Here is a 20185-nt window from a genome sequence, read left to right on the forward strand (position 1 = left end):
CCGGTCATGCGGCTGACACGGGCAACGGACATCGCGCTGCGCGTGCTCATGCTGACCGCGGTGCAGGACGAGCAGAGCACGGTCGACGAGCTGGCCGCCGCGCTGGACGTGCCGCGCAACCACCTGGCGAAGGTCGTGCAACGGCTGGCGCACGCGGGGCTGCTGCACACCGTGCGGGGCCGGGCGGGCGGGCTGCGGATCGCGCCGGAGGCGCTGGACTGGTCCGTCGGGCAGGTCGTGCGGGACTTCGAGGGCGACGGCGAGGTCGTCGACTGCGAGGACCCGCCGTGCCCGTTGCGCGGGGCCTGCCGGCTGCGGGGCGCGTTGCGGCGCGCGCAGGAGGCGTTCCTGGCGGAACTGGACGCGATCCCGCTGCGCGGGCTCGTCGAGCGGCCCACCGGGCCGGTGCTGCACCAGCTGACCGCCCCGAAGCGATGATCATCACGCCGAATCGCCGGTGAACGGCGGGGTCGGACGGCAGACTTCCGGCCATGGCCGTGAAGAAGCGCAGGTCGTCGGTGGACGTGGCGGGGATCGCCGCGCGGGCCAGTCGGGACGCGCGCGGGGCGCCCGCCGAGCTGCTGGACGGGTACCTGGAGGTGCTCGCGGCGATCAGCGTGACAGGGCAGCGGATCGGCGAGGACCAGAAGCGGCTGCGGCACGCCGTCGGCGGGCGGGCGGCCGAACTGGGCGTGGCGCTGCGGGACCTGATCGACCTCTACCTGACCGCCACGTGGCTGGCGTGGCCGTCGCTGCCGGGGGTCGGCGCGGCCGGCGGCACCGACGCGTTCCGGGCCGTCGGGGAGGCGGTGTTCCGCGCGGCCGACGCGACCGTGGTGGAGCTGGCCGAGGGCTACGAGCAGGCGCAGCGGTGGTCCGTGCGGCAGGAGGAGTCGTTCCGCCGGGAGTTCGTGGACGACCTGCTGGACGGCCGGAACCTGGGGCAGCTCGCCGAACGGGCGGAGCGGTACGGGCTGCGGCTGGCCGCGAGCCACGTGGTGGCGGTGGTCGGGGCGGACGAGCCGTTCATCGACGGGGGTGACGTCGCCCGGCAAGTCGAGACGGCGCTGCACCACCGGCTCGGCTCGCGCGACGTGCTCGTGACGACCAAGGACGGCCTGCTGGTGTGCGTCGTGCCCGAGGGGCTGGCGGGGGCCGCCGACGAGTTCGCGCGGCAGGTCGGGACGGCCGTCGACCCCGACGTCGGCTGGCGGGCCGGGATCGGGCGGGCGCAGTCGGGGCCGGGCGGCGCGGTGCGGTCGTACGAGCAGGCGAGGCACGCGGTGGAGATCGCCGGGCTGCTCGACCTGCCCGGCCGGGTGCACAAGGCCGCCGACCTGCTGGTCTACCAGGTGCTCCTGCGGGATTCGGCGGCGCTGGCCGAGCTGGTGTCGGTGGTGCTGGAGCCGTTGCGCGAGGCCAGGTCGGGACCGCGGCCGCTGCTGGACACGCTCTCCGCGTACTTCGCCAGCGGCCGGGTCGCCACGGTCACCGCCCGCGAGCTCCGGGTCGGCGTCCGCACGGTCACCTACCGCCTGCACCGGATCAGGACGCTGACCGGCTACTCGGCCGACGACACCGAGCAGGGGTTCGCCCTCCAGGTGGCCGTGCTGGGCGCGAAGCTCCTCGGCTGGCCCGCCGCCACTTTGCCGGGCACCGGCAAGGAGGGGCCGCGCTAGCCTGCCCGCCGACAGCCTGCCCGCACGGGCCGCTCCACGCCAGGATGGATCAACACCACCGCCGCCTGGAGGACCCGTGAGACACCTGCACTGGCACTGGCCGCCCGGAATACCGCCGACGGCGTCGGTCGTCCCGATCCTGATCGTCGTGGCGCTGCTCGTCGGCACGTGCGCCGTGCGCCACTACGCGTTGACGCGCCTGTTCCACCGCCCCGAACCCCCGCGCGAGCCCGCACCGTCCTTTTCGGACGAAGCGCTGCGCAGGCTGCTCGACACCACGCCCGCCCCGACCACGACCAGGCACAGCCAGGCGAACCAGTCGCCCCAGCGCGTGTAGGGCGTGCCACCGGACGGCATCGGCAGCGACCCGCTCACGGACGTGAACGGCGTCGCCGAGCCGGTCGCCGCCTGCGCCACGACCCGGCCGGTGTGGTCGCTGAGGGTCAGGTAGCCCAAGCGCGCCGAGCGGGCCACGGAGAAGCCGCTCTCCACGCCGCGCAGCAGTTGGACCCGGCTCTGCGACCACGCGTCGACGGTGAAGTCCAGCGCGGGCACCAGGAGCAGGCCGACCCCGGCCCGGCCGTAGGCGCGGCCGAACTCCGGGTGGCCGAGGTCGGCGCAGATGGCGAGGCCGATCCGCGGGTTCGGCGCGAACGCCAGGTCCGTGCCCGCCCTCAGGTGGTCCTCCAGGCCGGGCACGAGGTGGTGCTTGCGGTAGACCACCGTCCGCTCCGACAGGGCGAACGCGGTGTTGTAGCCGCCCTCCACCGCGCCGACCACGACCGTGACGCCCCTGGCGCGGGCCGCCTCCGCCAGCGGGTCGAGCAGCGCCGGGTCGGCGACCAGGAAACCCTTCTCCGGCAGCACGACGATCTTCGTGCCGTCGTCCGGGGCCGTCCGCAGCCAGTCCACGTACGCCGCCACGAGCGCGCGGCCCGCGGGGCTGTCCACCGGGACCTCGTCGCGGTCGGTGCGCGCCGAGAGCAGCGTGATCCGGGGCGAGGACGGGAGGTCGACCGCCAGCCGTGCCACGCCGAACCCGACCGCCAGCCCCAGGACCAGCGCGCCTGCCACGACCACCCGCGGCCGGGCGACGGCGAGCACGGCGGGCAGCAGCGACACCAGGAAGCTGACGCCCCAGCCGCCGGTCAGCGAGGCGACCTGGAGCACCGGGAGCAGGTCGGCCTGCGTCGGCGCGAGGCTCCAGTTCGCCCCCGCCGGGGTCGCGACGCTGACCAGGTGCTCCGCGGCGGCGACCCCGGCGGGGAACACCGCGGCGGCCAGGAAGCCGTTGCCCCGCAGCAGGACCGCGCGGAACAGCAGCACGATCCCGGTGAGCAGCAGCGGGAACCCGACGAACGGGATCGCCAGCAGCGGCACGGGCAGTTCCAGGTCGACCGCGTAGTAGTGCCACACGTTCGCGCCGCCCAGCGCGTACGCGGCGAACGCGGCGACGGCGGCGACGCTCGCCGGGACCCGTGGCGCGAGCAGCAGGAGCGGCAGCGGGGCCACCCAGGTCAGCCACGGGATTGGGTGCGGGCCGGTGCCGAAGAAGTACAGGAGCGCGGTCGCCGGGACCGCCGCGGCCCTAAGCGCGAACGCCATCGAGCACTCTCCCCAACGCCGTCCGGCACAGCGCCCGGAACTCGGCGTCCGGCAACGCCAACCTGCCGCCCGCGTGCAACTGGACCAGGCCGTGCAGGGTGGCCGAGATGACCAGCGCCACCTCCCCCACGTCGTCCCGGCGCAGGATGCCCGCGTCCATCCCGGAGGTGAGGGCGGCGACGAGCACGGACAGCGTCGGAGAAGACGCGGTGTCGTCCGGGAACCGCCGCGCTCCGGCGCGTTGCTCGGTGAACAGGAACGTGTACACGTGCGGCTGCCCCAGAGCGAAGTCCAGGTAGAGGTCCAGCGCCTCGTCCAACTGCCGCTGGAAGTCCGCCGACCAGTCGCGCTCGCCCCAGGTCCGGGCCAGGTCGTCGAAGCAGGTCGCGGCCACCGAGTCCAGGAGGCTCTCGCGGTTGGGGAAGTGCCGGTAGATCGCCATCGGAGTCAGCCCGGCGGCGGTCGCGACCCGCCGCATGGTGACGGCGGCCGAGCCCTCGGCCAGCAGGAGGTCGTGCGCGATCGCGGCGATGCGGTCGCCGGTGACGGAAGCCATGTATACACCGTACACGTCGATGTATACGGCGTATACCTACTTCGTGCCGACGAGCTGGAACTGCCGCGCGACGTGCACCGCGGGCTCGCCCGCCACGCGGTCGTCCTGTCGTCCGGCACCCCTAGGCCAGCAACGCTTCCCGGTGCTGCCACGCCAGCGCGAGCAGGGCAGCGCCTGCGGCCTGCGTGGGTTCCTCGTGCACGAACCGGTGCACGGTCGCGGCGGTGAACGGTTGCGCCTCCAGCACGCGGCCCTCGTCGTTGTGCGACACCAGGTCCGTGAACAGCTCGTCGAACAGCGGCGCGTCGATCACGGCGACGGTGAGCATGTCGGTGGCGAACGTGAGCGGGTCGACGCCCATGCCCAGGTACGACATGCGGACGCCGTCGCCGAGCGCGGCGGTCAGGCGGGCCGCGAACGGCCAGGCCGCGTAGTCGATCGGGGCGCGGTCGGCCCCGTGGTCCTCCGACGTGCCCAGGAGTTCCTCGGCGAACTCGCGGATCGTGTTGCGCCACAACGAGAAGTCGTTCTCGAGGTTCCACGGTTGGTCGCCGGCGGCCTGGAAGACGCCCACCGGCAGCACCTGGTAGAGCCCGCCCGCGTGGCCGACCTTCTTCGGGTCGCGCCAGTGCAGGTAGAAGGTGGCCGCGCCGGTCGTCCGGTCCAACCGCAGGGTCAGCGTGCTGATGGCCACGTTCGTCGGCCGCCGGGCCGGGTCGCACGGGTCGCCGACGGCCGTGCGCAACGGCAGGGCCTCGCTCTGGCCGAGTTCGCGGGCCGCGTACTCGTGCGCGCAGGCCTCGCCGACGTCGATGCCGTCGAAGTAGTGGCCGTCGCCGAAGTCGAGGCGCGGCACGGCCAGGTCGACGGCCAGCAACCGGTAGGTGGTCCGGTTGGTGAACACGGAGGGTGACGCGTGCGCCGCCATCGCCGCCGAGTAGGTCGCCGCTCCGGGGGGCAGCACCAAGCCGACCGTGCCGTCCACGCCGCGGAACGCGCGGTCCGGGTGGTGGCGCAGCGCGATGTCGGCCAGCGGCACCGGCGCGGAGGGCATCCACCGCGGGTCCGTGAGCAGCGGCGTGCCCGCCACCGTGGGGGTCTCCGGGTACTCGTCGGCGGCCCGCACGGCGAGGGCGTGGCGGTGCTGGGTGAGGTGCGCTCGCACGGCGAGCCACTGCTCGATGGGGGTCGTCATGGTGTGGGGAACGCTACCCCGGAACCGGTGCCGACCCACCGGCCCACCGGGTGTCCGCGCACGTCAAGGCCCCTGGTCGAACCCGGTGCGTGACGGTCGAGTACCTGGTCGGGGCATGCGGGCGGCGGCCCGCGTGGTTACCCTGGACTGGGTGCAGAGAGCGACAGACGAGGATTTTTCCGTCCGCGTGCGGCAGGTCGCAGGAGCCACGGTCGTGACAGTCGTGGGAGAGGTCGACCTCGACACCGCACCCGAATTGGAGTTCCGCCTCATCGGAGCGGCGGACCGACCGGAACCGCTGGTCATCGATCTGAGCGGGGTGACGTTCTTCGCCTCCGCGGGCCTCGCGTGCCTGCTGCTGGCGCGGGGCCAGGGCGGCAGGCCGCACCTGGTCCCGTCACCCGCCGTGGTCAGGGTGCTGACCCTGTCCGACCTGGAGGACTTCCTCCCGCGCAGCGCGTCCCTGGAGGACGCGCTGGTCCGGGTGGCCGGGTAGCCGTCACAAGGGGAGGGCCTGGTCCAGGTCCTCCCACACGTCTTCCACGTCCTCGATGCCCGCGGAGAGGCGCACGGTGCCCTCCCCGATGCCCGCCGCGAGCAGGGCGTCGGCGTCCATCTGGCGGTGGGTCGAACTGGCCGGGTGCACCAGCGTGGTCTCCACGCCGCCGAGCGACGCCGCCAGCTTCGCCAGCCGCACGCCCTTCGTGAGGGCCCGGCCCGCCTCGCGGCCGCCGACGAGGTCGAACACCAGCATCCCGCCGAAGTCCGACAGGTGCCCGCGCGCCACCCCGTGGTCGGGGTGGTCGGCGCGGCCCGGCCAGCGCACCGACGCCACGGCCGGGTGCTCCGCCAGCCGGTCGGCGAGCACGGCGGCGTTGGCGCAGTGCTGGCGCATCCGCAGCGGCAACGTCTGGACGCCGCGGATCGTCAGCCAGGCGGCGAACGGGTCCGCCGTGGCCCCGAGTTCCATCACGTGGTGCCACACCTGGCGGTAGCGCGCGTCATCGGCGAACACCAGCGCGCCGCCGGTCACGTCCGAGTGCCCGCCGAGGTACTTGGTGGCCGAGTGCACGACCACGTCCGCGCCGTGCTCGATCGGCCTGCACAGCAGCGGCGTCGCGAAGGTGTTGTCCACCACCGTGAGCAGCCCCGCGGCCTTGCCCGCCGCGAGGAACGCGGGCAGGTCCACGACCTTGGTCACCGGGTTGGCGATGGTCTCCAGGTAGAGCAGCCGCGTGGTCGGGCGGACGGCCGCGGCGACCTCAGCGGGGTCGTCGCCCTCCAGGTAGGTGACCTCGACGCCGAAGCGGGCCGACAGGTCGTTGAGCATCGCGTACGTGCCGCCGTACAGGCAGTTCTGCGCGAGCACGTGGTCGCCGGAGCGCAGCGTCGCCAGCAGCACCCCGCTGATCGCGCCGGTGCCCGAGGCGGTGCACACCGCCGCCACGCCCCCTTCCAGCCGGGCCAGCTGGTCCTCCAGCGCCCGCACGGTCGGGTTGGCGTACCTGGTGTAGACGAAGCCGTTGTCCGGCGCTCCCAGCGCCTCGGCGAGCGCGTCGGGGTCGTCGAACGCGAAGTTGGACGCCTGGTAGATCGGCACGCTGATCGGTCGGGAGTTCGGCAGCGGCGGGACGGGGACGTGGACGGCACGGGTGAACGGGCGCATGACCTCAGCCTTCGGGCCGCGGCCGGGTCCGGACAGCGCCAATTCCGGCTAGATTGGTTTGGTGATGGAGCCAATCCCGTGGCCGGTCGACCGGCTGGTCGCGCAACTGGGCCGGTGGTCGGTCAGCCGGGGCCCGCTGTACCTGCTGCTCGCCGAACGCCTGCGCGAGCTGATCGACTCCGGCCAGCTCCCGCCGCGGGCCGCCCTGCCCCCGGACCGCGTGCTCGCGGACCGGCTGGCCGTCGGCCGCACGACCGTCGTCGCCGCGTACGACCGGCTGCGCCAGGAGCACAAGCTCGAACGCCACCAGGGCCGCGGCACGTGGGTCGCGCCCGCCGTGCTGTCCGGCTCGTGGCCGGGCGCGCTGCCGCTGGCGAACCCGATGTTCGTCAACTACCTGGAGCCGGTCGCGGGCGTGATCTCGTTGGCCTGCACCGCCCCGCACGGCCCGCCGCCGGAGCTGGCCGAGGCGTTCTGCCGGGCGCTGACCCGGTTGCCGGGCCCGGACAGCGGCGACATCGGCTACCACCCCACGGGGCACCCGGCGCTGCGGTCCGCGCTCGCCGAGCGGTACACCGCGCGCGGGGTCCCGACGACGCCGGAGCAGATCCTGGTGACCACGGGCGGGCAGCAGGCGCTCGCCCTGCTCACCCGGCTGTTCGTCGGCCCTGGTGACGTCGTGCTGGTGCAGGGCCCGACCTACCCCGGCGCGCTGGAGCTGTTCCGCGACGCCGCCGCCGTGGTCAAACCGGTGCCGGGCGACGACGTGACGGCGTGGACGCGCGCGCTGGCCGACCGGCCGCGGATCGCCTACCTCAACCCCAGCAACCACAACCCGACCGGCACGACGCTGTCCGCGCTCACCCGGCGGCGGCTGGTGGAGGTCGCCGCCGCGCACGGGGTGCCGCTGATCGACGACGAGGTGCTCGCGGGCCTGTCGTTCGACGGGTCGACCGCTCCGGGGCTGGCGGCGTTCGGGCCCGCGCTCACGGTCGGGTCGGTCACCAAGGCGGTGTGGGGCGGGTTGCGCACCGGCTGGGTGCGCGCGTCCGAGGGCGAGATCGCGCAACTGGCCCGGCTCAAGGCGATCCACGACCTGGGCAGCGCCGTGCTCGAACAGCTCGCCGTGGTGGAACTGCTCCCCCGGCTCGACGACCTGGTGCGGCGGCGGGGCGCGGAGCTGCGGCGCAGGCACGACCACCTGTGCGCCGGGCTCGCGGACTCCGTGCCGGAGTGGGACTTCGAGCGCGCCGACGGCGGCCAGTGCCTGTGGGTCCGGCTGCCGCGCGGGGACGCGTCGGCGTTCGCCCAGGTCGCGCTGCGCCACGGCGTGGCCGTGCTGCCCGGCGCGGCGCTGGACCCGGCGGGCGGGAGCGCCGACCGGCTGCGGATCCCGTTCACCGCGCCGGCCGAGGAGATCGACGACGCCGTGGCGCGGCTCGCGCTGGCGTGGGACGCCTACCGGCGCACGGGCGGCCCGGCCCCGGCCTCGGTGCACGCGATCGTCGTGTAGCTTCCTCCTCGTTCGGCCGTCGACCGAGGAGGTGGGACCCCATGACCGCTCGTCCAGGTCGGGTGCTCTCCCACCGCGTGGTCCGCTGACGCGGGAGAGCGCCCCTTCGGCTCCCCCGAAAGGCTCCTCCCCCATGCTCCTCACCCTTCCCGCCATCGTGTCCAGGCTGCGCGCCGTCGGCTGCGTCTTCGCCGAGGACGAGGCCCGGCTGCTCGTCGAGGCGGCCGGTTCGCCCGCCGAACTGGCCGCGATGGTCGACCGCCGCGTCGACGGCCTGCCGCTGGAGCAGGTGCTCGGCTGGGCCGAGTTCCACGGCCTGCGGATCCTGGTCGACCCCGGCGTGTTCGTCCCCCGGCAGCGGACCGCGTTCCTGGTCGACCAGGCCGCCGCGCTCGCCCGTCCCGGCGCGGTCGTGGTCGACCTGTGCTGCGGGTCCGGCGCGGTCGGGGCGGTGCTGGCGACCCTCGTCGAGGGGATCGACCTGCACGCCGCCGACGTCGACCCGGCGGCGGTGCGCTGCGCGCGTCGCAACCTCCCCGGTGACCGGGTGTACGAGGGGGACCTCTACGCGCCGCTGCCGGAGCGGCTGCGCGGGCGGGTCGACGTGCTCGTCGTCAACGCGCCTTACGTGCCGACCGAGGCCATCGCGATGATGCCGCCGGAGGCGCGTGACCACGAGCCGTTGGTGGCGCTGGACGGTGGCGGGGATGGGCTGGCGGTCCAGCGTCGGGTCGCGGCCGAGGCGCCTCGGTGGCTTGGGCCTGGTGGGTGCCTGCTCATCGAGACGAGTGCGGGGCAGGCGGTGCTCACGGCGGCCGCTGTCACCGGTGCCGGGATGGTGGCGCGGGTGGTGGCGTCGGAGGAACTGGGTGCGACCGTGGTCGTCGGCGTTATGCCCGTGTGAGCGGTGTCCCATTCCGGGCAATTGTTGCACCGACAAATGCCGGATACTTCGGCACGGCCCGATGCACACACCGATGCACGTGCATTTTGCACGTGCGACAGGGTCGTGACCTGCGGTTATTCTGCGCGGGCACTATTCCGTCTTAACAGCATTGGGCCGCTTGGCTCGATTCGACAACCGCTCGTCGACAAACCCCGATTTCGGATGGATTTGGCCGGACGAGGTGGTGCAGTATTGCCGCCATGATCGATCGGGCACCGTTGTCGAGCGAATTACCCGACAACCGCGAGCGACCTGTGCGGAGAACCATCACCCTGCACGACCACGGCGTGTCGACCTTCGAAACCGTCGCCACGCTGCCCGCTCGTGCGGCCGTCCGGATACCCGAGCCGCGCGTCGAAACGCGGCCAGTGGTCCGGACGCGTCGCCGCGTTCGTCCGCAGGCGGTCGCCCTCCTGGCCGGCTTTGGCGGGCTGGCCGCGGTGATCGTGACGGCTTTCGGCGCGACCGGCGTGCTGATGCTCATCGGCCTGTGCGTCGCGCTGCGATTGATGTGGACCGACAGGGCAGGTCGGTAGCACGTCACCCGGATGCCGCACCCCTCCCGTGGGGTGCGGCATCCGGTCGTTTCCGAGGCTTTTCGGGGCAACCTGCTGGGGCGCTGGGGCGTGCCCCTTGGAGATCGGCACCGTCGGTCTACTGGGGGCGGGCTTGGGCTCGCCGGTGAGGAGTTGCTCGTGAGGATCGTCTTGGCCTTGGGGCTTGTCGTGGCCGGGTTGTTGGGTGGTGGGGCTGTTGCTGTGGCCGCGCCCTCGGGCGAGGTGGCTGCGAAGAGTTGGTTCTACCGGGTGACCACGTGGCATGACGCGAATGTGCGGTCGTGCGCGGCTACGTCTTGTGGTGTGGACGCGGAGTTTCCGTTGATGGCGGCTGGGAAGACCAACACCGCCTCGTGCTGGGTGCACGGGGAGGAGATCACCGACTTCGGGATCACCAACGATCGGTGGGTGAAGTTGGAGCGTGGGGACGGGGTGAACAAGTACGTCAGCGCGGTGTACCTGGTGGGGAACGAGTACGGGGACATTCCGGCTGATGCGGTGTGTGCTTGACCGTTTGAGGTAGGTCGCGGGGGTAGGGCTTCACCCCGATCGCGCAATTATTTCGATGCTCTTCCGTCTTTGTCAAGGCTGGAAAGACGCCTTGACAAAGACGGAAGAGCACGAAGGGCGCTCAGGATCGGGGTGAGGCCCTCAGTCTGGGTGCTGCCCGAGTTGCGTGCGTCCGTTTGGTGTCGCCTGGGTTGCGTGTGTCCGTCTTGGTGCCTGCTTTGGGCGTTCACAAGGGACGCACAGCTCTCTCTTAGGAATCCCGCTGAGTATCGGTGGGGACTAGGAGAGGAACGTCCGGATGAGCGACACCCAAGTCAGGATTGGCCGTCGGGAGGACGGGAAGCGGCGGGTCGGGTGGGTGACCGCGTGGGTTGCCGCTGGTTCCGCTGTGCTTGCTGCTCTGTTCGGGGTGGTGTTTGCGACGGGTGCGGCGGGGGTGCAGTCGTCCGACACCTCGGCTAGTACCTCCACCGGGGCTGGGGATAGTTCCGGGGATTCGTTGCAGGCGCCGGATTCTGTGCCGCAGCAGGGGTCCGGTCGTGGGCATGTTGGGTCCGGTGGGTCTTGATGGACGTCGTGGAGTTTCCTGTGTGGGGCACTACGGCTGTGCTTGCTGTTACTGAGCGGGCTGGTGAGGCCGAGCGGGTGTTGCGGGTTGTGCTTGATGATGTGGATCGGGCCTGTAGTCGGTTTCGGGAAGACTCCGAGGTGTCCCGGTTGCACTGGAACGCTGGGCGGGCTGTGGCTGTTGGGCCGGTGCTTGCTTCGGCGTTGGCTGTGGCGTTGCGGGCTGCTCGGTTGACCGATGGGTTGGTGGATCCGACCGTTGGTGCTGCTGTGCGGGCGCTCGGGTACGACCGGGATTTTGGTTCGATCGTGGATGGGCCGTTGGTGCCGCAGCGGGTTCCTGGGTGGCATTGGGTGTCGCTTGATCTTGAGCGTGGGGATGTGTTGCTGCCGCACGGTGTCGAGTTGGATCTGGGTGCTACCGCCAAGGCTTTGGCTGCTGATCGTGCGGCTCGGGCCATTGCGGCGATGCTCGACTGCGGGGTGTTGGTGTCGCTTGGTGGTGATGTGGCTGTGGCTGGGCGGGTGCCCGAGGATGGGTGGCGGGTCGCGATCGGGGATGACCATCGGACGGCTGTTGCGCGGCCGGAGGTGGTTGTCTCTGTGCGGCGTGGTGGGTTGGCTACGTCCAGTACTACGCAGCGGGCGTGGGTGCGGGATGGTGTTGCGCAGCACCACATTGTGGATCCGCGTACTGGGCTTGCCGCTGAGGTGGTGTGGCGGACTGTGACGGTTGCTGCCGCCAACTGTGTGGATGCCAATACTGCTGCCACGGCCTCAATTGTGTTGGGGCGTGGGGCTCCGGAGTGGTTGGCGGTTCGGGGGTTGCCCGCGCGGTTGGTGTCTGCCTCCGGTGAGGTGGTTGTGGTTGGTGGGTGGCCCGCTGAGCGGGTTCGGTTGGTGGCGTGATGGGGGAGTCGTTGTGGTTCGCCAGTCGGGCCGGTGGGTTGTTGGCGTTGGTGTTGCTCACCGGGACGTTCGTGTTGGGGTTGCTCACCAGTGGTCGGCACGCGACGGTCGCTTGGCCTCGGTTCACGATCGCGTTGTTGCACCGGAACCTGTCGTTGTTGACGGTGGTGTTTCTCGCGGTGCACATCGTCACTGCGGTCGTGGACGGGTATGTGTCGATCGGGTGGATTGACGTGGTGGTGCCGTTTGTGGCCGGGTACCAGCCGTTCTGGCTCGGGTTGGGTGCGGTCGCGGTGGATGTGCTGGTGGCTCTCGTGGTGACCAGTTTGCTGCGGGCTCGGATTCGGCCGGAGGTGTGGCGGGCGGTGCATTGGCTGGCTTACGCGTGTTGGCCGGTCGCGCTCGTGCACGGGCTGGGGATGGGTACTGATCTGTGGTGGGTGTGGGTGGTGGACGCGGTGTGCCTCGCGGCGGTGTTGGGCGCGTTGGTGTGGCGGGCTCGGCGGACGCATCCGGACACGGTGGCGCGGGTGGGTGTGCGATGAGGGTGTTGGACGGTGGGTCGGTGGTGCCGTTGGTCTTCCCGGCTCCTGGGGTGCTGGTCGCGGAGGTGGTGGCGTCCGGGTTGCGTGGTCGTGGGGGTGGGGGTTTTCCGACCGGGCGCAAGCTTCAGGCTGTTGTGGGGCGTAAGAGGACGGTTGTCGCCAACGGGTGTGAGGGTGAGCCTGACAGTCGCAAGGACGAGGTGTTGTTGGGGCGGGCTCCGCATCTTGTGGTTGACGGGATTTTGTTGGCGTGTCACGCGATCGGCGCTCGTGAGGCCGTGTTGTGCCTGCATGAGGGCAGTCCGGTGTTGGGGTCCGTGTTGCGGGCGTTGGAGCGGCCGGACGCTGTGGGCATTCGGGTGGTCGAGGTGCCTCGGCGGTATGTGGCCAGTGAGGAGTCGGCGTTGGTGAGTTTTCTCGGTGGTGGGCAGGCGAAACCGACTGTGACGCCGCCTCGGCCCACCGAGCGCGGGATGCTGGTGGACAACGTGGAGACGTTGGCGCAGTTGGCTGTTGTGGCGCGGATCGGGGCTGCGGCGTTCCGGGACGGGGAGACGACCCTGGTGACGACGCCGAGTGGGGTGTACGAGGTGCCCGTGACTACTCGGGTAGCCGATCTGGTGGCCGGGCCGGTGCTCGCGGGTGGGTACGGCGGGGTGTGGTTGTCGGGCGCGCGAACGGGTGACGTGACCGTGGCCGAAGCGCCTGGGGTCGCGGTGTTCCGGACTCCGCAGGGCTGTGGGGTGGAGGACACCGCGCGGATCCTCGGCTACCTGGCCTCTGCGTCGGCGCGGCAGTGCGGGCCCTGCATGTTCGGGCTTCCGGCTATCGCGGCGGATTTTGCCGAGTTGGCCGCGGGGGTGCCGGGGCAGGCGTTGCAGCGGCTCCGGCGGAGGTTGCCGGTCGTCACCGGGCGTGGGGCGTGCGCGCATCCGGATGGTGCGGTTCGGATGGCCGCCAGTGCGTTGGACGTGTTCGCCGCCGATGTCGCCGCCCACGCCGCCGGTGCGGGCTGCGTCGACTCGTCGAGGAGGATCGCGTGACCGCGTTGCGCGTCGACCCCATCGCCTGCCGGGCGCACGGGCTGTGCGCCGAACTGCTGCCGGAAGTCGTGGACCTGGACGAATGGGGTTATCCGCTGCTCGGGCCGTTGCCCGGTCACCTGATCGCCGAGGCTCGCCGGGCCGCCGCCGCGTGCCCGGCGCTGGCGCTGCGCCTCACCACCCCCACCTGACCCCCGAACCAGGAGGGGAGTCCGCTCAGCGGTGGTTCGGACAGGGCACCTCGCCCAGCCCGAACCAGGAAGCCCTGCTCAGCGGTGGTCGGACAGGGCGGGTAGTTCGAAGTCGCCGAAGACCCACGTGCCGGGGGCCTCGGGGTCGTCGCCCGCCCAGAACTCGGCCCACAGGAGGGTGAACTCCTCCTGGGTGAGGCGGCCGTCGCCGTCTCGGTCGAGGCGGGCGAACACGTCGTCGGTGTCGGCCTTGCGGCCGGTCCACGCCTCGATGAGCTGGCGGTACTCGCCCGCGGTGATCTCGTTGTCGGCGTTCTCGTCGATGGCCTCGAACATGGCCCGCGCGGTGTCCGTGACGACGTCCAGCATCGCGGGCAGCCGGTCCACGACGATCAGCACCTCCTCGGGCGTCACCTTGCCGTCGCGGTCCTGGTCGGACACGGCGAGCAGGGTGTGCCACCAGCCCATCATGATCGCCGACAGCCGGGCGTGGTCGCGCGTGCCGGGCGCGGCCCGGCGCAGCTCGGTCCACCTCATGGTCAGCTCGGTGAAGTCGGACTCGGTCAGGTACCCGTCGCCGTCGGTGTCCATCGCCCCGAACACGACCGCGACCTTGCGTCTCTGGAACTCGCTCGCCATGGCACCCAAGGCAACCCCCTGCGCCCCACTACGACAATTGGCCACTCGGGTTCGACCGACTACACGACCAGGTGACGCCGATCATTACTCCGAGTGCCCGAGCGCGAGCCAGCTCGCCCGCCGCTCACGCTGCCGAGCGGGGTCCGCGACCGGGGCCGCCGCCAGCAGCCGCCGCGTGTACGGGTGCAGCGGCTCGGTGAGCACGTCGGCCGCGGGCCCGGTCTCGACGACCCGCCCTTGGTGCAGCACCGCGACCCGGTCCGCGAGCCGCTCGACCACGGCGAGGTCGTGGCTGATGAACAGGCAGGCGAACCGCAGCTCGGTCTGCAACGTCCGGAACAGCTCCAGCACGCGGGCCTGCACCGACACGTCGAGCGCGCTGGTCGGCTCATCGGCGATGAGCAGGTCCGGGTCCAGCGCGATGGCCCGCGCGATGCCGACCCGCTGCCGCTGGCCGCCGGACAGCTCGTGCGGGTACCGCTCGCGCAGCGAGGGCGACAGCTGGACGGCGTCGAGCAGCTCGTCGACCTTCGCGGTCAGCGCGGCCCCGCGCAGGGAACCGTGCAGCAGCAACGGGGACGCGACGCTGCGGGCGATCGTGGCGCGGGGGTTCAGCGAGGACGCCGGGTCCTGGAACACCATCCCGATCCGGCCGCGGGCCTGCTTGAGCGCCTTGCCGCGCAGCCGCGCGAGGTCGTGCCCGGCCAGGCTGACCACGCCGCCGCTCGCCGCGGTCAACCCGGTGACCGCGCCCGCGATGCTGCTCTTGCCCGACCCCGACTCCCCCACCAGGCCGAGGACTTCACCACGACCGACGTGCAGGCCGACGCCGTCGACCGCCCGGAAACGGCCGTAGGACACGGAAAGGTCGCGCAGCACGAGCACCGGGTCGTCGCCGGGCTCGTCCGGCGCGGAGCGCGAGGTCGTGACGGCCACGTGCGTACCCCGCGCCACCACGCCGGGCGAGACCTCGACGGCCTCGGGCAGGTCGGCGGGCGGCGGGGTGCTCAACGAGATCACCGACGCCAGCAGTTCGCGCGTGTACTCCTGTCGCGGGGTCGAGAAAACCTCCGCCACGGTCCCCTGTTCGACCACGCGGCCGTCGTGCATGACAACGACCTGGTCGGCCAGGTCCGCCACCACGCCCATGTCGTGGGTGATCAGCAGGATCGCCGCGTCGAGCCGCCCGCGCAGGTCCCGCAGCAGCTCCAGGATCTCCGCCTGCACGGTCACGTCGAGCGCGGTCGTCGGCTCGTCGGCGATCAGCAGCGACGGCTCGTTCGCCACCGCCATCGCGATCACCACCCGCTGCAACTGGCCGCCGGACAGCTCGTGCGGGTACTTCCGGCGGGCCGTCGCGGGCAGTCCCACCAGCGACAGCAACTCCGCCGTGCGCTCCCTCGCCTGTGCCGCGGTGCGGTTCCCGTGCGCCCGGACGACCTCGGCGAGCTGGTCGCCGATCCGGAACACCGGGTTGAGCGCGGTCATCGGCTCCTGGAACACCATGCCGACCTCGCCGCCGCGCACGGCCCGCAGGTCGTTGGCGGACAGCGTGAACAGGTCGCGCCCGCCGAGCAGGGCCCGGCCGGTGACCGTGGCCGTGCCGGGCAGCAGGCCCAGCAGCGACATCGCGGTCACCGTCTTGCCGGAGCCCGACTCGCCGACGACGGCTAGCACCTCCCCCGCCGCCAGCGAGTAGCTGACCTCGCTGGCGGCGGGGGCGTCGAACGCCACGGAGACGTCCTCCAGGCGCAGGAGTGGCGACGTCACTTGGCGATACCGGCCTGGAGGTAGTTCGGGTACGACGGGAAGTCGGCGATGAAGAAGTTCGCCACCTTCGAGCCGTGCAGGAACGAGTTCCGCGTGTAGATCAGCGGCACGACCGGCGAGTCGGCGAGGATCTTCTTGTCCAGCTCGGCCCACTTCTTGGCGGCGGCGGCCGGGTCGACCTCGCTCTGCGCGGCCTCGATCAGCTTGTCCACGTCCGGGTTGTTGTAGCGGGAGATGTTGTACCCGCCGCCACCGATCTCCGAGGACGCGAACAAGGGCTGGATGTTGGCGTTGGCGCTGGGGAAGTCCGGCTGCCACGAGCTGAGCGTGAGGTCGTAGGCAGCGTCCTTGGCCTGGTTGGTCTCGGCCTCGTACGCGTCGGTGTCCAGCACGCGGATGTTCACCTTGATGTTCGCCTTGGCCAACGCCGCCTGGATCGCCTGCGCCTTGGTCGGGTAGTCGTTGCTCTTGGCGACGACGAAGTCCAGGTTCTCCAGCCCGTTGGGGAACCCGCCCTCGGCGAGGAGCTGCTTGGCCTTCTCCGGGTCGCCGGAGGGCTGCGTCGGGTAGAGGTCGAACTGCTCGCGGCCCGCGATGCCCTGGGTGATCAGCGTGGTCGCCGCGTCGCCCGCGAGCTGGGCGCTGCCCGCCGACGCGATCTGGTACGAGGTCTTGTCCACGGCGTACTGGAACGCCTGGCGCACCTTGGGGTTCGTGATCTTCTGCGTGTTGATCGCGAGGTAGGCGAGCGCGCCGGACTTCGACGTGACGAGCCTGCTCTTCGCGGAGGCGTTGCCCTGCAACGTGGCCAGCTGGGCGGGCGAGGCGAACGAGGAGCCGAACGCCTCCTTGTCGTCGCCGCTGTCGGCGATGAGCCGCTGCGACACGACGGACGCGTCCTGGCCGAGCTGGAACACGACCTCGTCCGGGAGTCCGCCGCGGATGTCGTCGGAACCCTTGTCCCAGTTGGCGTTGCGGGTCAGCCGGACCTTCACGCCGCGCTGGTACTCGGCGACCTGGTAGGGGCCGGACGCGACCGGGTGCTCGCCGTAGTCCGGCTCGGAGCCCTTGCCCTCGGGCACCGGCGCGAACGCCGGGGTGCTGGCGATCCACGGCCAGTCGCCGTACGGGCGGTTCAGGTGGAAGACGATGGTCTTGTCGTCCGGCGTCTCGATGGAGTCGAGGCTCTTGCCCTCGAACGGCCCGCGGTAGTCCGCGCCGCCGACGAGGAGCTGCTTGTGGTAGCCCAGACCGCCGGAGAAGGCGGGCGCGTACGTGCGCTCGACGCCCCACTTGACGTCCTTGGACCGGATGGGCGTGCCGTCGCTGAACTTCTGCCCGTCCTTGAGGGTGAACGTCCAGGTCTTGCCGCCCTCGGAGGACTTGCCGACGTCACCGAGGTCCGGGACCACGGAGGCCTCCTTGCCCTCGGCGTTGAGCCAGCCGGTGAGCCTGCGGTGCACGTACCCGAGCGAGGTGATCGGCAGGCTGCCGCTCTTGGCCGGGTCGTAGTTGACCGTCTGGCCCTCGTTGAGGATGCGCAGCGTGCCACCCCGCTCGGCCTTCGCGGTCTGCGCGCCGGTCGTCTTCGGGTCGTTCGCCCCGCAGGCGGCGAGCAGCACAACCGCCGCCGCCACCGGGATCAACTTCCGCACTTGCTTCGCCATCTTCTCTTCTCCCGCAGGGATTTCAGGTGAGACGGGCTCGTGGGTCGAGCACGCCGTAGCAGAGGTCGACCAGGACGTTCGCCAGGACGATCAGGAACGCGGCGAACAGCGTGCAGCCCAGCAGCAGCGGCAGGTCGCGCTGGTTGACCGCGTCGATCAGCAGCCCGCCGAGGCCCGGCAGGCTGAACACCCGCTCGGTGATGACCGCGCCGCCGAGCAGCGCGCCGAGGTCGAGGCCGAACACCGTGACGATCGGCAGCAGCACGTTGCGCAGCGCGTGCTTGCCGACGACCGTCGACTCGCGCAGGCCGTTCGCGCGGGCCGTGCGGATGTAGTCCTCCCCCAGCGTCTCCAACATCTGCGACCGGGTGAGCCGGAGGTACACCGCGGCGTGCGAGAACGCCAGCACCAGCCACGGCAGCACGAGGTGCCACGCCCAGTCGACCGGGCTCTCGGCGAACGGCACGTAGCCGCCGACCGGCACCACGTCGAGGGTGAACCCGAGCACCAGGATCCCCAGCAGCCCCACCAGGTACACCGGCGCGGACACGCCGGCGACCGAGCCCGCGAGGGTGATCCGGTCCCACGCCGTGCCGCGGCGCAGCGCGGAGAACACGCCCGCGCCGACGCCCGTGACGAGCCAGAGGACGGCCGCGCCGACGCCGAGGGAGAACGTGACCGGCAGGCGTTCGGAGATCAGCACGACGACGTCGGCGTTCTGCTGGAACGAGTAGCCGAAGCACGGCGCGGCGCAGTGGATCGAGGTCGCGCCGACGCCGAACGTGCGGCCGGTGACGATGCCGCCGAGGAAGTCCAGGAACTGCCGCCACGCCGGGTCGTCCAGGCCCATGAACTCCCGCGCCAAGGCCAAGTTCTGCTCCGTGCACGGGCGGCCGCAGGACAGCTGCGCCGGGTCGGACGGCACGAGGTAGAAGACCACGTAGGTGATGAACACGACGACCAGCAGCACCAGCAGGGTGCCCGCGAGCCGTCCCGCGACGAACTTCAGGGTGCGCATCAGCGTCGCACGTCCGTCTTGGGGTCGAGCGCGTCGCGCAGGCCGTCGCCGAAGACGGTGAACGCCCAGGTCGCGAGGAACAGCGCGCCGCCGGGGAAGAACAGGAACATCGGGTCGGTCGCCACCCACTCGACGGCCGTGCTGATCGCCCGGCCCCAGCTCGGGGTGGGCGGCGGGATGCCGACGCCGAGGAACGACAGCGCCGCTTCGAGGCCGATCTTGCCGGGGATGGACAGCGTCGCCACGACGATGATCGGCGCCCACAGGTTCGGCAGGAGTTCGGCCCGGAACACCTGCCACGGGCTCGCGCCGAGGATGCGGGCGGCGGACACGAAGTTGCGCTTCTTCAGCGTCAGCACCTGCGCCCGCACGATCCGGGCGACCGACGGCCAGCCGAAGAACCCGATCACCACGATCAGCATCAGCGGCCGGGACACGCTGCTCGGCACGACCGCGCCGAGCGCGATCATGAACACCAGGTACGGGAAGCCGAGGAACACGTCGGCGGTCCACGTGACGACCCGGTCGACCCAGCCGCCGAGGTAGCCGGCGCCCGCGCCGACCAGCACGCCCAGCACCACCGAGACCACCGTGGCCGCCAACCCGATGAGGAACGACGTGCGCGCGCCGTGCACGACGATGGCGAACAGGTCGCGCCCGGTCAGCGGTTCGACGCCGAACCAGTGCGCGCCGCTCACCCCGCCGAGCACGCCCGCCGGACCGCCGGTCTGCGGGTCGAGCGCCTCGGTCCGGTAGCTGTACGGGTCCTGGCCCTTGATGGCCGTGAGCAGGTCCGCGGCCACGGCGGCGAGCCCGAGGACGGCGATCGTGATCGCGCCCGCGAGCGCCCAGCGGTCCCGGCGCAGCATGGCCCGCACGGCCGCGCGGACCGACCGGGTGGGAGCCCCGACGTTCTCTGACAACGTTGACCTGCCTTGCCGTGGGTGGACGGCGGCCACGATAGGCAAGTTCGCAGGGCTAAGGACCCCTTCTCACGATGTGGGAGATCCGGCCCCGATCGGCCCGATCGGGAATGCGCTACTCGACCCGCATGGCCGTGACCGGGCTTACTCGCGCGGCCTTGCGGGCGGGCAGCAGACCCGCCACGGCGGTGAGCGCGACGAGCAGCAGGACCATCAGGACCAGCAGCGGCACGGGCACCGTCAGGGGCGTGTCCACGCCGAGCGCCAGCACGCTCAGCCACGCGTGCGGCACCCCGATGACCAGGCCGAACACCCCGCCGATCAGGCCGTACAGCGCCGACTCGGCGACCGTCGTGGCGCCGAGCGCGGCCCGGCTGAACCCCAGGGCGCGCAGCACGCCTGCCTCCTTCCGGCGTTCGGCGACCGACAGCGCGGCCGTGGTGCCGACGCCCACGACGGCGATCAGCAGCGTGAGGCCGAGCATCGCGGCGGCCAGCACGAGCAGCAGGTCCACCACGTCCCGCACGTCGTCCCGCCGGTCCGCCAGCACGGACACCGTCGCCCCGGCGGCGACCGCGCGGACGGCGTTGTGCGCGGGGAGCAGGTCGGTCGGGTCCTTGGCGGCGACCAGCACGCCGGTCGGCTCCCCACCGCCAGCGACAGCGCGGGGAAGCAGGCGAACAGGG

The 20185-nt window shown here is 71.8% G+C and carries 21 protein-coding genes; 11 read left to right on the plus strand and 10 right to left on the minus strand.

Annotation, left to right across the window (positions count from 1 at the left end; all coding sequences use genetic code 11):
* Positions 1-6 precede the first annotated feature (6 nt).
* Positions 7-438 (plus strand): RrF2 family transcriptional regulator, encoded by a 432-nt coding sequence (locus ACFWW9_RS23140; RefSeq protein ID WP_390381450.1) that lies wholly within the window; start codon positions 7-9, stop codon positions 436-438.
* 53 nt (positions 439-491) lie between these two features.
* Entirely contained in the window at positions 492-1679 is a 1188-nt protein-coding gene (locus tag ACFWW9_RS23145) for a PucR family transcriptional regulator (protein ID WP_390381453.1), read from the plus strand.
* Positions 1680-1862: 183 nt separating this feature from the next.
* Here the strand turns inward: ACFWW9_RS23145 and ACFWW9_RS23150 are convergent, their stop codons facing one another.
* From ACFWW9_RS23150 to ACFWW9_RS23160, 3 genes are all read right to left on the minus strand, one after another.
* Entirely contained in the window at positions 1863-3284 is a 1422-nt protein-coding gene (locus ACFWW9_RS23150; RefSeq protein ID WP_390381456.1) for a nitrilase-related carbon-nitrogen hydrolase, read from the minus strand.
* A complete protein-coding gene (locus ACFWW9_RS23155) occupies positions 3268-3840 on the minus strand; it encodes a TetR/AcrR family transcriptional regulator (protein WP_390381459.1) in 573 nt (190 codons plus the stop codon). The genes ACFWW9_RS23150 and ACFWW9_RS23155 overlap by 17 nt, the downstream gene beginning before the upstream one ends.
* Before the next feature lie 121 nt (positions 3841-3961).
* Positions 3962-5035 (minus strand): XRE family transcriptional regulator, encoded by a 1074-nt coding sequence (locus ACFWW9_RS23160; protein WP_390381462.1) that lies wholly within the window; start codon positions 5033-5035, stop codon positions 3962-3964.
* Between the two features lie 151 nt (positions 5036-5186).
* On the opposite strand from ACFWW9_RS23160, the gene ACFWW9_RS23165 reads away from it, so the two are divergent.
* Entirely contained in the window at positions 5187-5531 is a 345-nt protein-coding gene (locus tag ACFWW9_RS23165; RefSeq protein ID WP_390381465.1) for an STAS domain-containing protein, read from the plus strand.
* A 3-nt stretch (positions 5532-5534) separates the two neighbouring features.
* Here the strand turns inward: ACFWW9_RS23165 and ACFWW9_RS23170 are convergent, their stop codons facing one another.
* The gene (locus tag ACFWW9_RS23170; RefSeq protein WP_390381468.1) at positions 5535-6701 is read right to left on the minus strand and encodes a trans-sulfuration enzyme family protein; all 1167 of its coding nucleotides are present in this window, start codon (positions 6699-6701) and stop codon (positions 5535-5537) included.
* Positions 6702-6765: 64 nt separating this feature from the next.
* Here ACFWW9_RS23170 and ACFWW9_RS23175 point away from each other — a divergent pair, with 64 nt between their 5' ends.
* From ACFWW9_RS23175 to ACFWW9_RS23210, 8 genes are all read left to right on the plus strand, one after another.
* Positions 6766-8214 carry a PLP-dependent aminotransferase family protein gene (locus ACFWW9_RS23175; protein ID WP_390381507.1) on the plus strand — a complete coding sequence of 483 codons (1449 nt, stop codon included), beginning with the start codon at positions 6766-6768 and terminating at the stop codon, positions 8212-8214.
* 133 nt (positions 8215-8347) lie between these two features.
* Entirely contained in the window at positions 8348-9118 is a 771-nt protein-coding gene (locus ACFWW9_RS23180) for a putative protein N(5)-glutamine methyltransferase (protein ID WP_390381471.1), read from the plus strand.
* Between the two features lie 242 nt (positions 9119-9360).
* Positions 9361-9696 carry a hypothetical protein gene (locus ACFWW9_RS23185; protein ID WP_390381474.1) on the plus strand — a complete coding sequence of 112 codons (336 nt, stop codon included), beginning with the start codon at positions 9361-9363 and terminating at the stop codon, positions 9694-9696.
* A 153-nt stretch (positions 9697-9849) separates the two neighbouring features.
* Positions 9850-10227, plus strand: coding sequence for a hypothetical protein (locus ACFWW9_RS23190; RefSeq protein ID WP_390381477.1), 378 nt, complete (start codon positions 9850-9852; stop codon positions 10225-10227).
* A gap of 567 nt (positions 10228-10794) precedes the next feature.
* Complete coding sequence (locus ACFWW9_RS23195; RefSeq protein ID WP_390381480.1) at positions 10795-11703, plus strand: FAD:protein FMN transferase; 909 nt, start codon at positions 10795-10797, stop codon at positions 11701-11703.
* A complete protein-coding gene (locus tag ACFWW9_RS23200) occupies positions 11703-12248 on the plus strand; it encodes a ferric reductase-like transmembrane domain-containing protein (protein WP_390381483.1) in 546 nt (181 codons plus the stop codon). The genes ACFWW9_RS23195 and ACFWW9_RS23200 overlap by 1 nt, the downstream gene beginning before the upstream one ends.
* Positions 12245-13291, plus strand: a complete 1047-nt coding sequence (locus ACFWW9_RS23205; protein ID WP_390381486.1) for an NADH-ubiquinone oxidoreductase-F iron-sulfur binding region domain-containing protein — start codon at positions 12245-12247, stop codon at positions 13289-13291. Before ACFWW9_RS23200 ends, ACFWW9_RS23205 begins: the two co-directional genes overlap by 4 nt.
* A complete protein-coding gene (locus ACFWW9_RS23210; RefSeq protein WP_390381489.1) occupies positions 13288-13482 on the plus strand; it encodes a ferredoxin in 195 nt (64 codons plus the stop codon). The genes ACFWW9_RS23205 and ACFWW9_RS23210 overlap by 4 nt, the downstream gene beginning before the upstream one ends.
* 78 nt (positions 13483-13560) lie before the next feature.
* On the opposite strand, the gene ACFWW9_RS23215 is transcribed toward ACFWW9_RS23210, so the two are convergent.
* The 6 genes from ACFWW9_RS23215 to ACFWW9_RS23240 all read right to left on the minus strand — a co-directional run.
* A complete protein-coding gene (locus ACFWW9_RS23215; protein ID WP_390381492.1) occupies positions 13561-14121 on the minus strand; it encodes an EF-hand domain-containing protein in 561 nt (186 codons plus the stop codon).
* An 84-nt stretch (positions 14122-14205) separates the two neighbouring features.
* Entirely contained in the window at positions 14206-15891 is a 1686-nt protein-coding gene (locus tag ACFWW9_RS23220) for a dipeptide ABC transporter ATP-binding protein (RefSeq protein WP_390381494.1), read from the minus strand.
* The gene (locus ACFWW9_RS23225; protein WP_390381497.1) at positions 15888-17558 is read right to left on the minus strand and encodes an ABC transporter substrate-binding protein; all 1671 of its coding nucleotides are present in this window, start codon (positions 17556-17558) and stop codon (positions 15888-15890) included. The genes ACFWW9_RS23220 and ACFWW9_RS23225 overlap by 4 nt, the downstream gene beginning before the upstream one ends.
* Positions 17559-17580: 22 nt before the next feature.
* Positions 17581-18576 (minus strand): ABC transporter permease, encoded by a 996-nt coding sequence (locus tag ACFWW9_RS23230; RefSeq protein WP_390381500.1) that lies wholly within the window; start codon positions 18574-18576, stop codon positions 17581-17583.
* On the minus strand, positions 18576-19445 hold the full coding sequence (locus ACFWW9_RS23235; protein WP_390381510.1) for an ABC transporter permease: 870 nt from the start codon (positions 19443-19445) through the stop codon (positions 18576-18578). Before ACFWW9_RS23235 ends, ACFWW9_RS23230 begins: the two co-directional genes overlap by 1 nt.
* 169 nt (positions 19446-19614) lie before the next feature.
* On the minus strand, positions 19615-20185 hold a 571-nt coding region (locus ACFWW9_RS23240), incomplete at its 5' end, for an ABC transporter permease (RefSeq protein ID WP_390381502.1).

The organism is Umezawaea sp. NPDC059074 (genome assembly GCF_042738955.1).
GTDB lineage: Bacteria > Actinomycetota > Actinomycetes > Mycobacteriales > Pseudonocardiaceae > Umezawaea.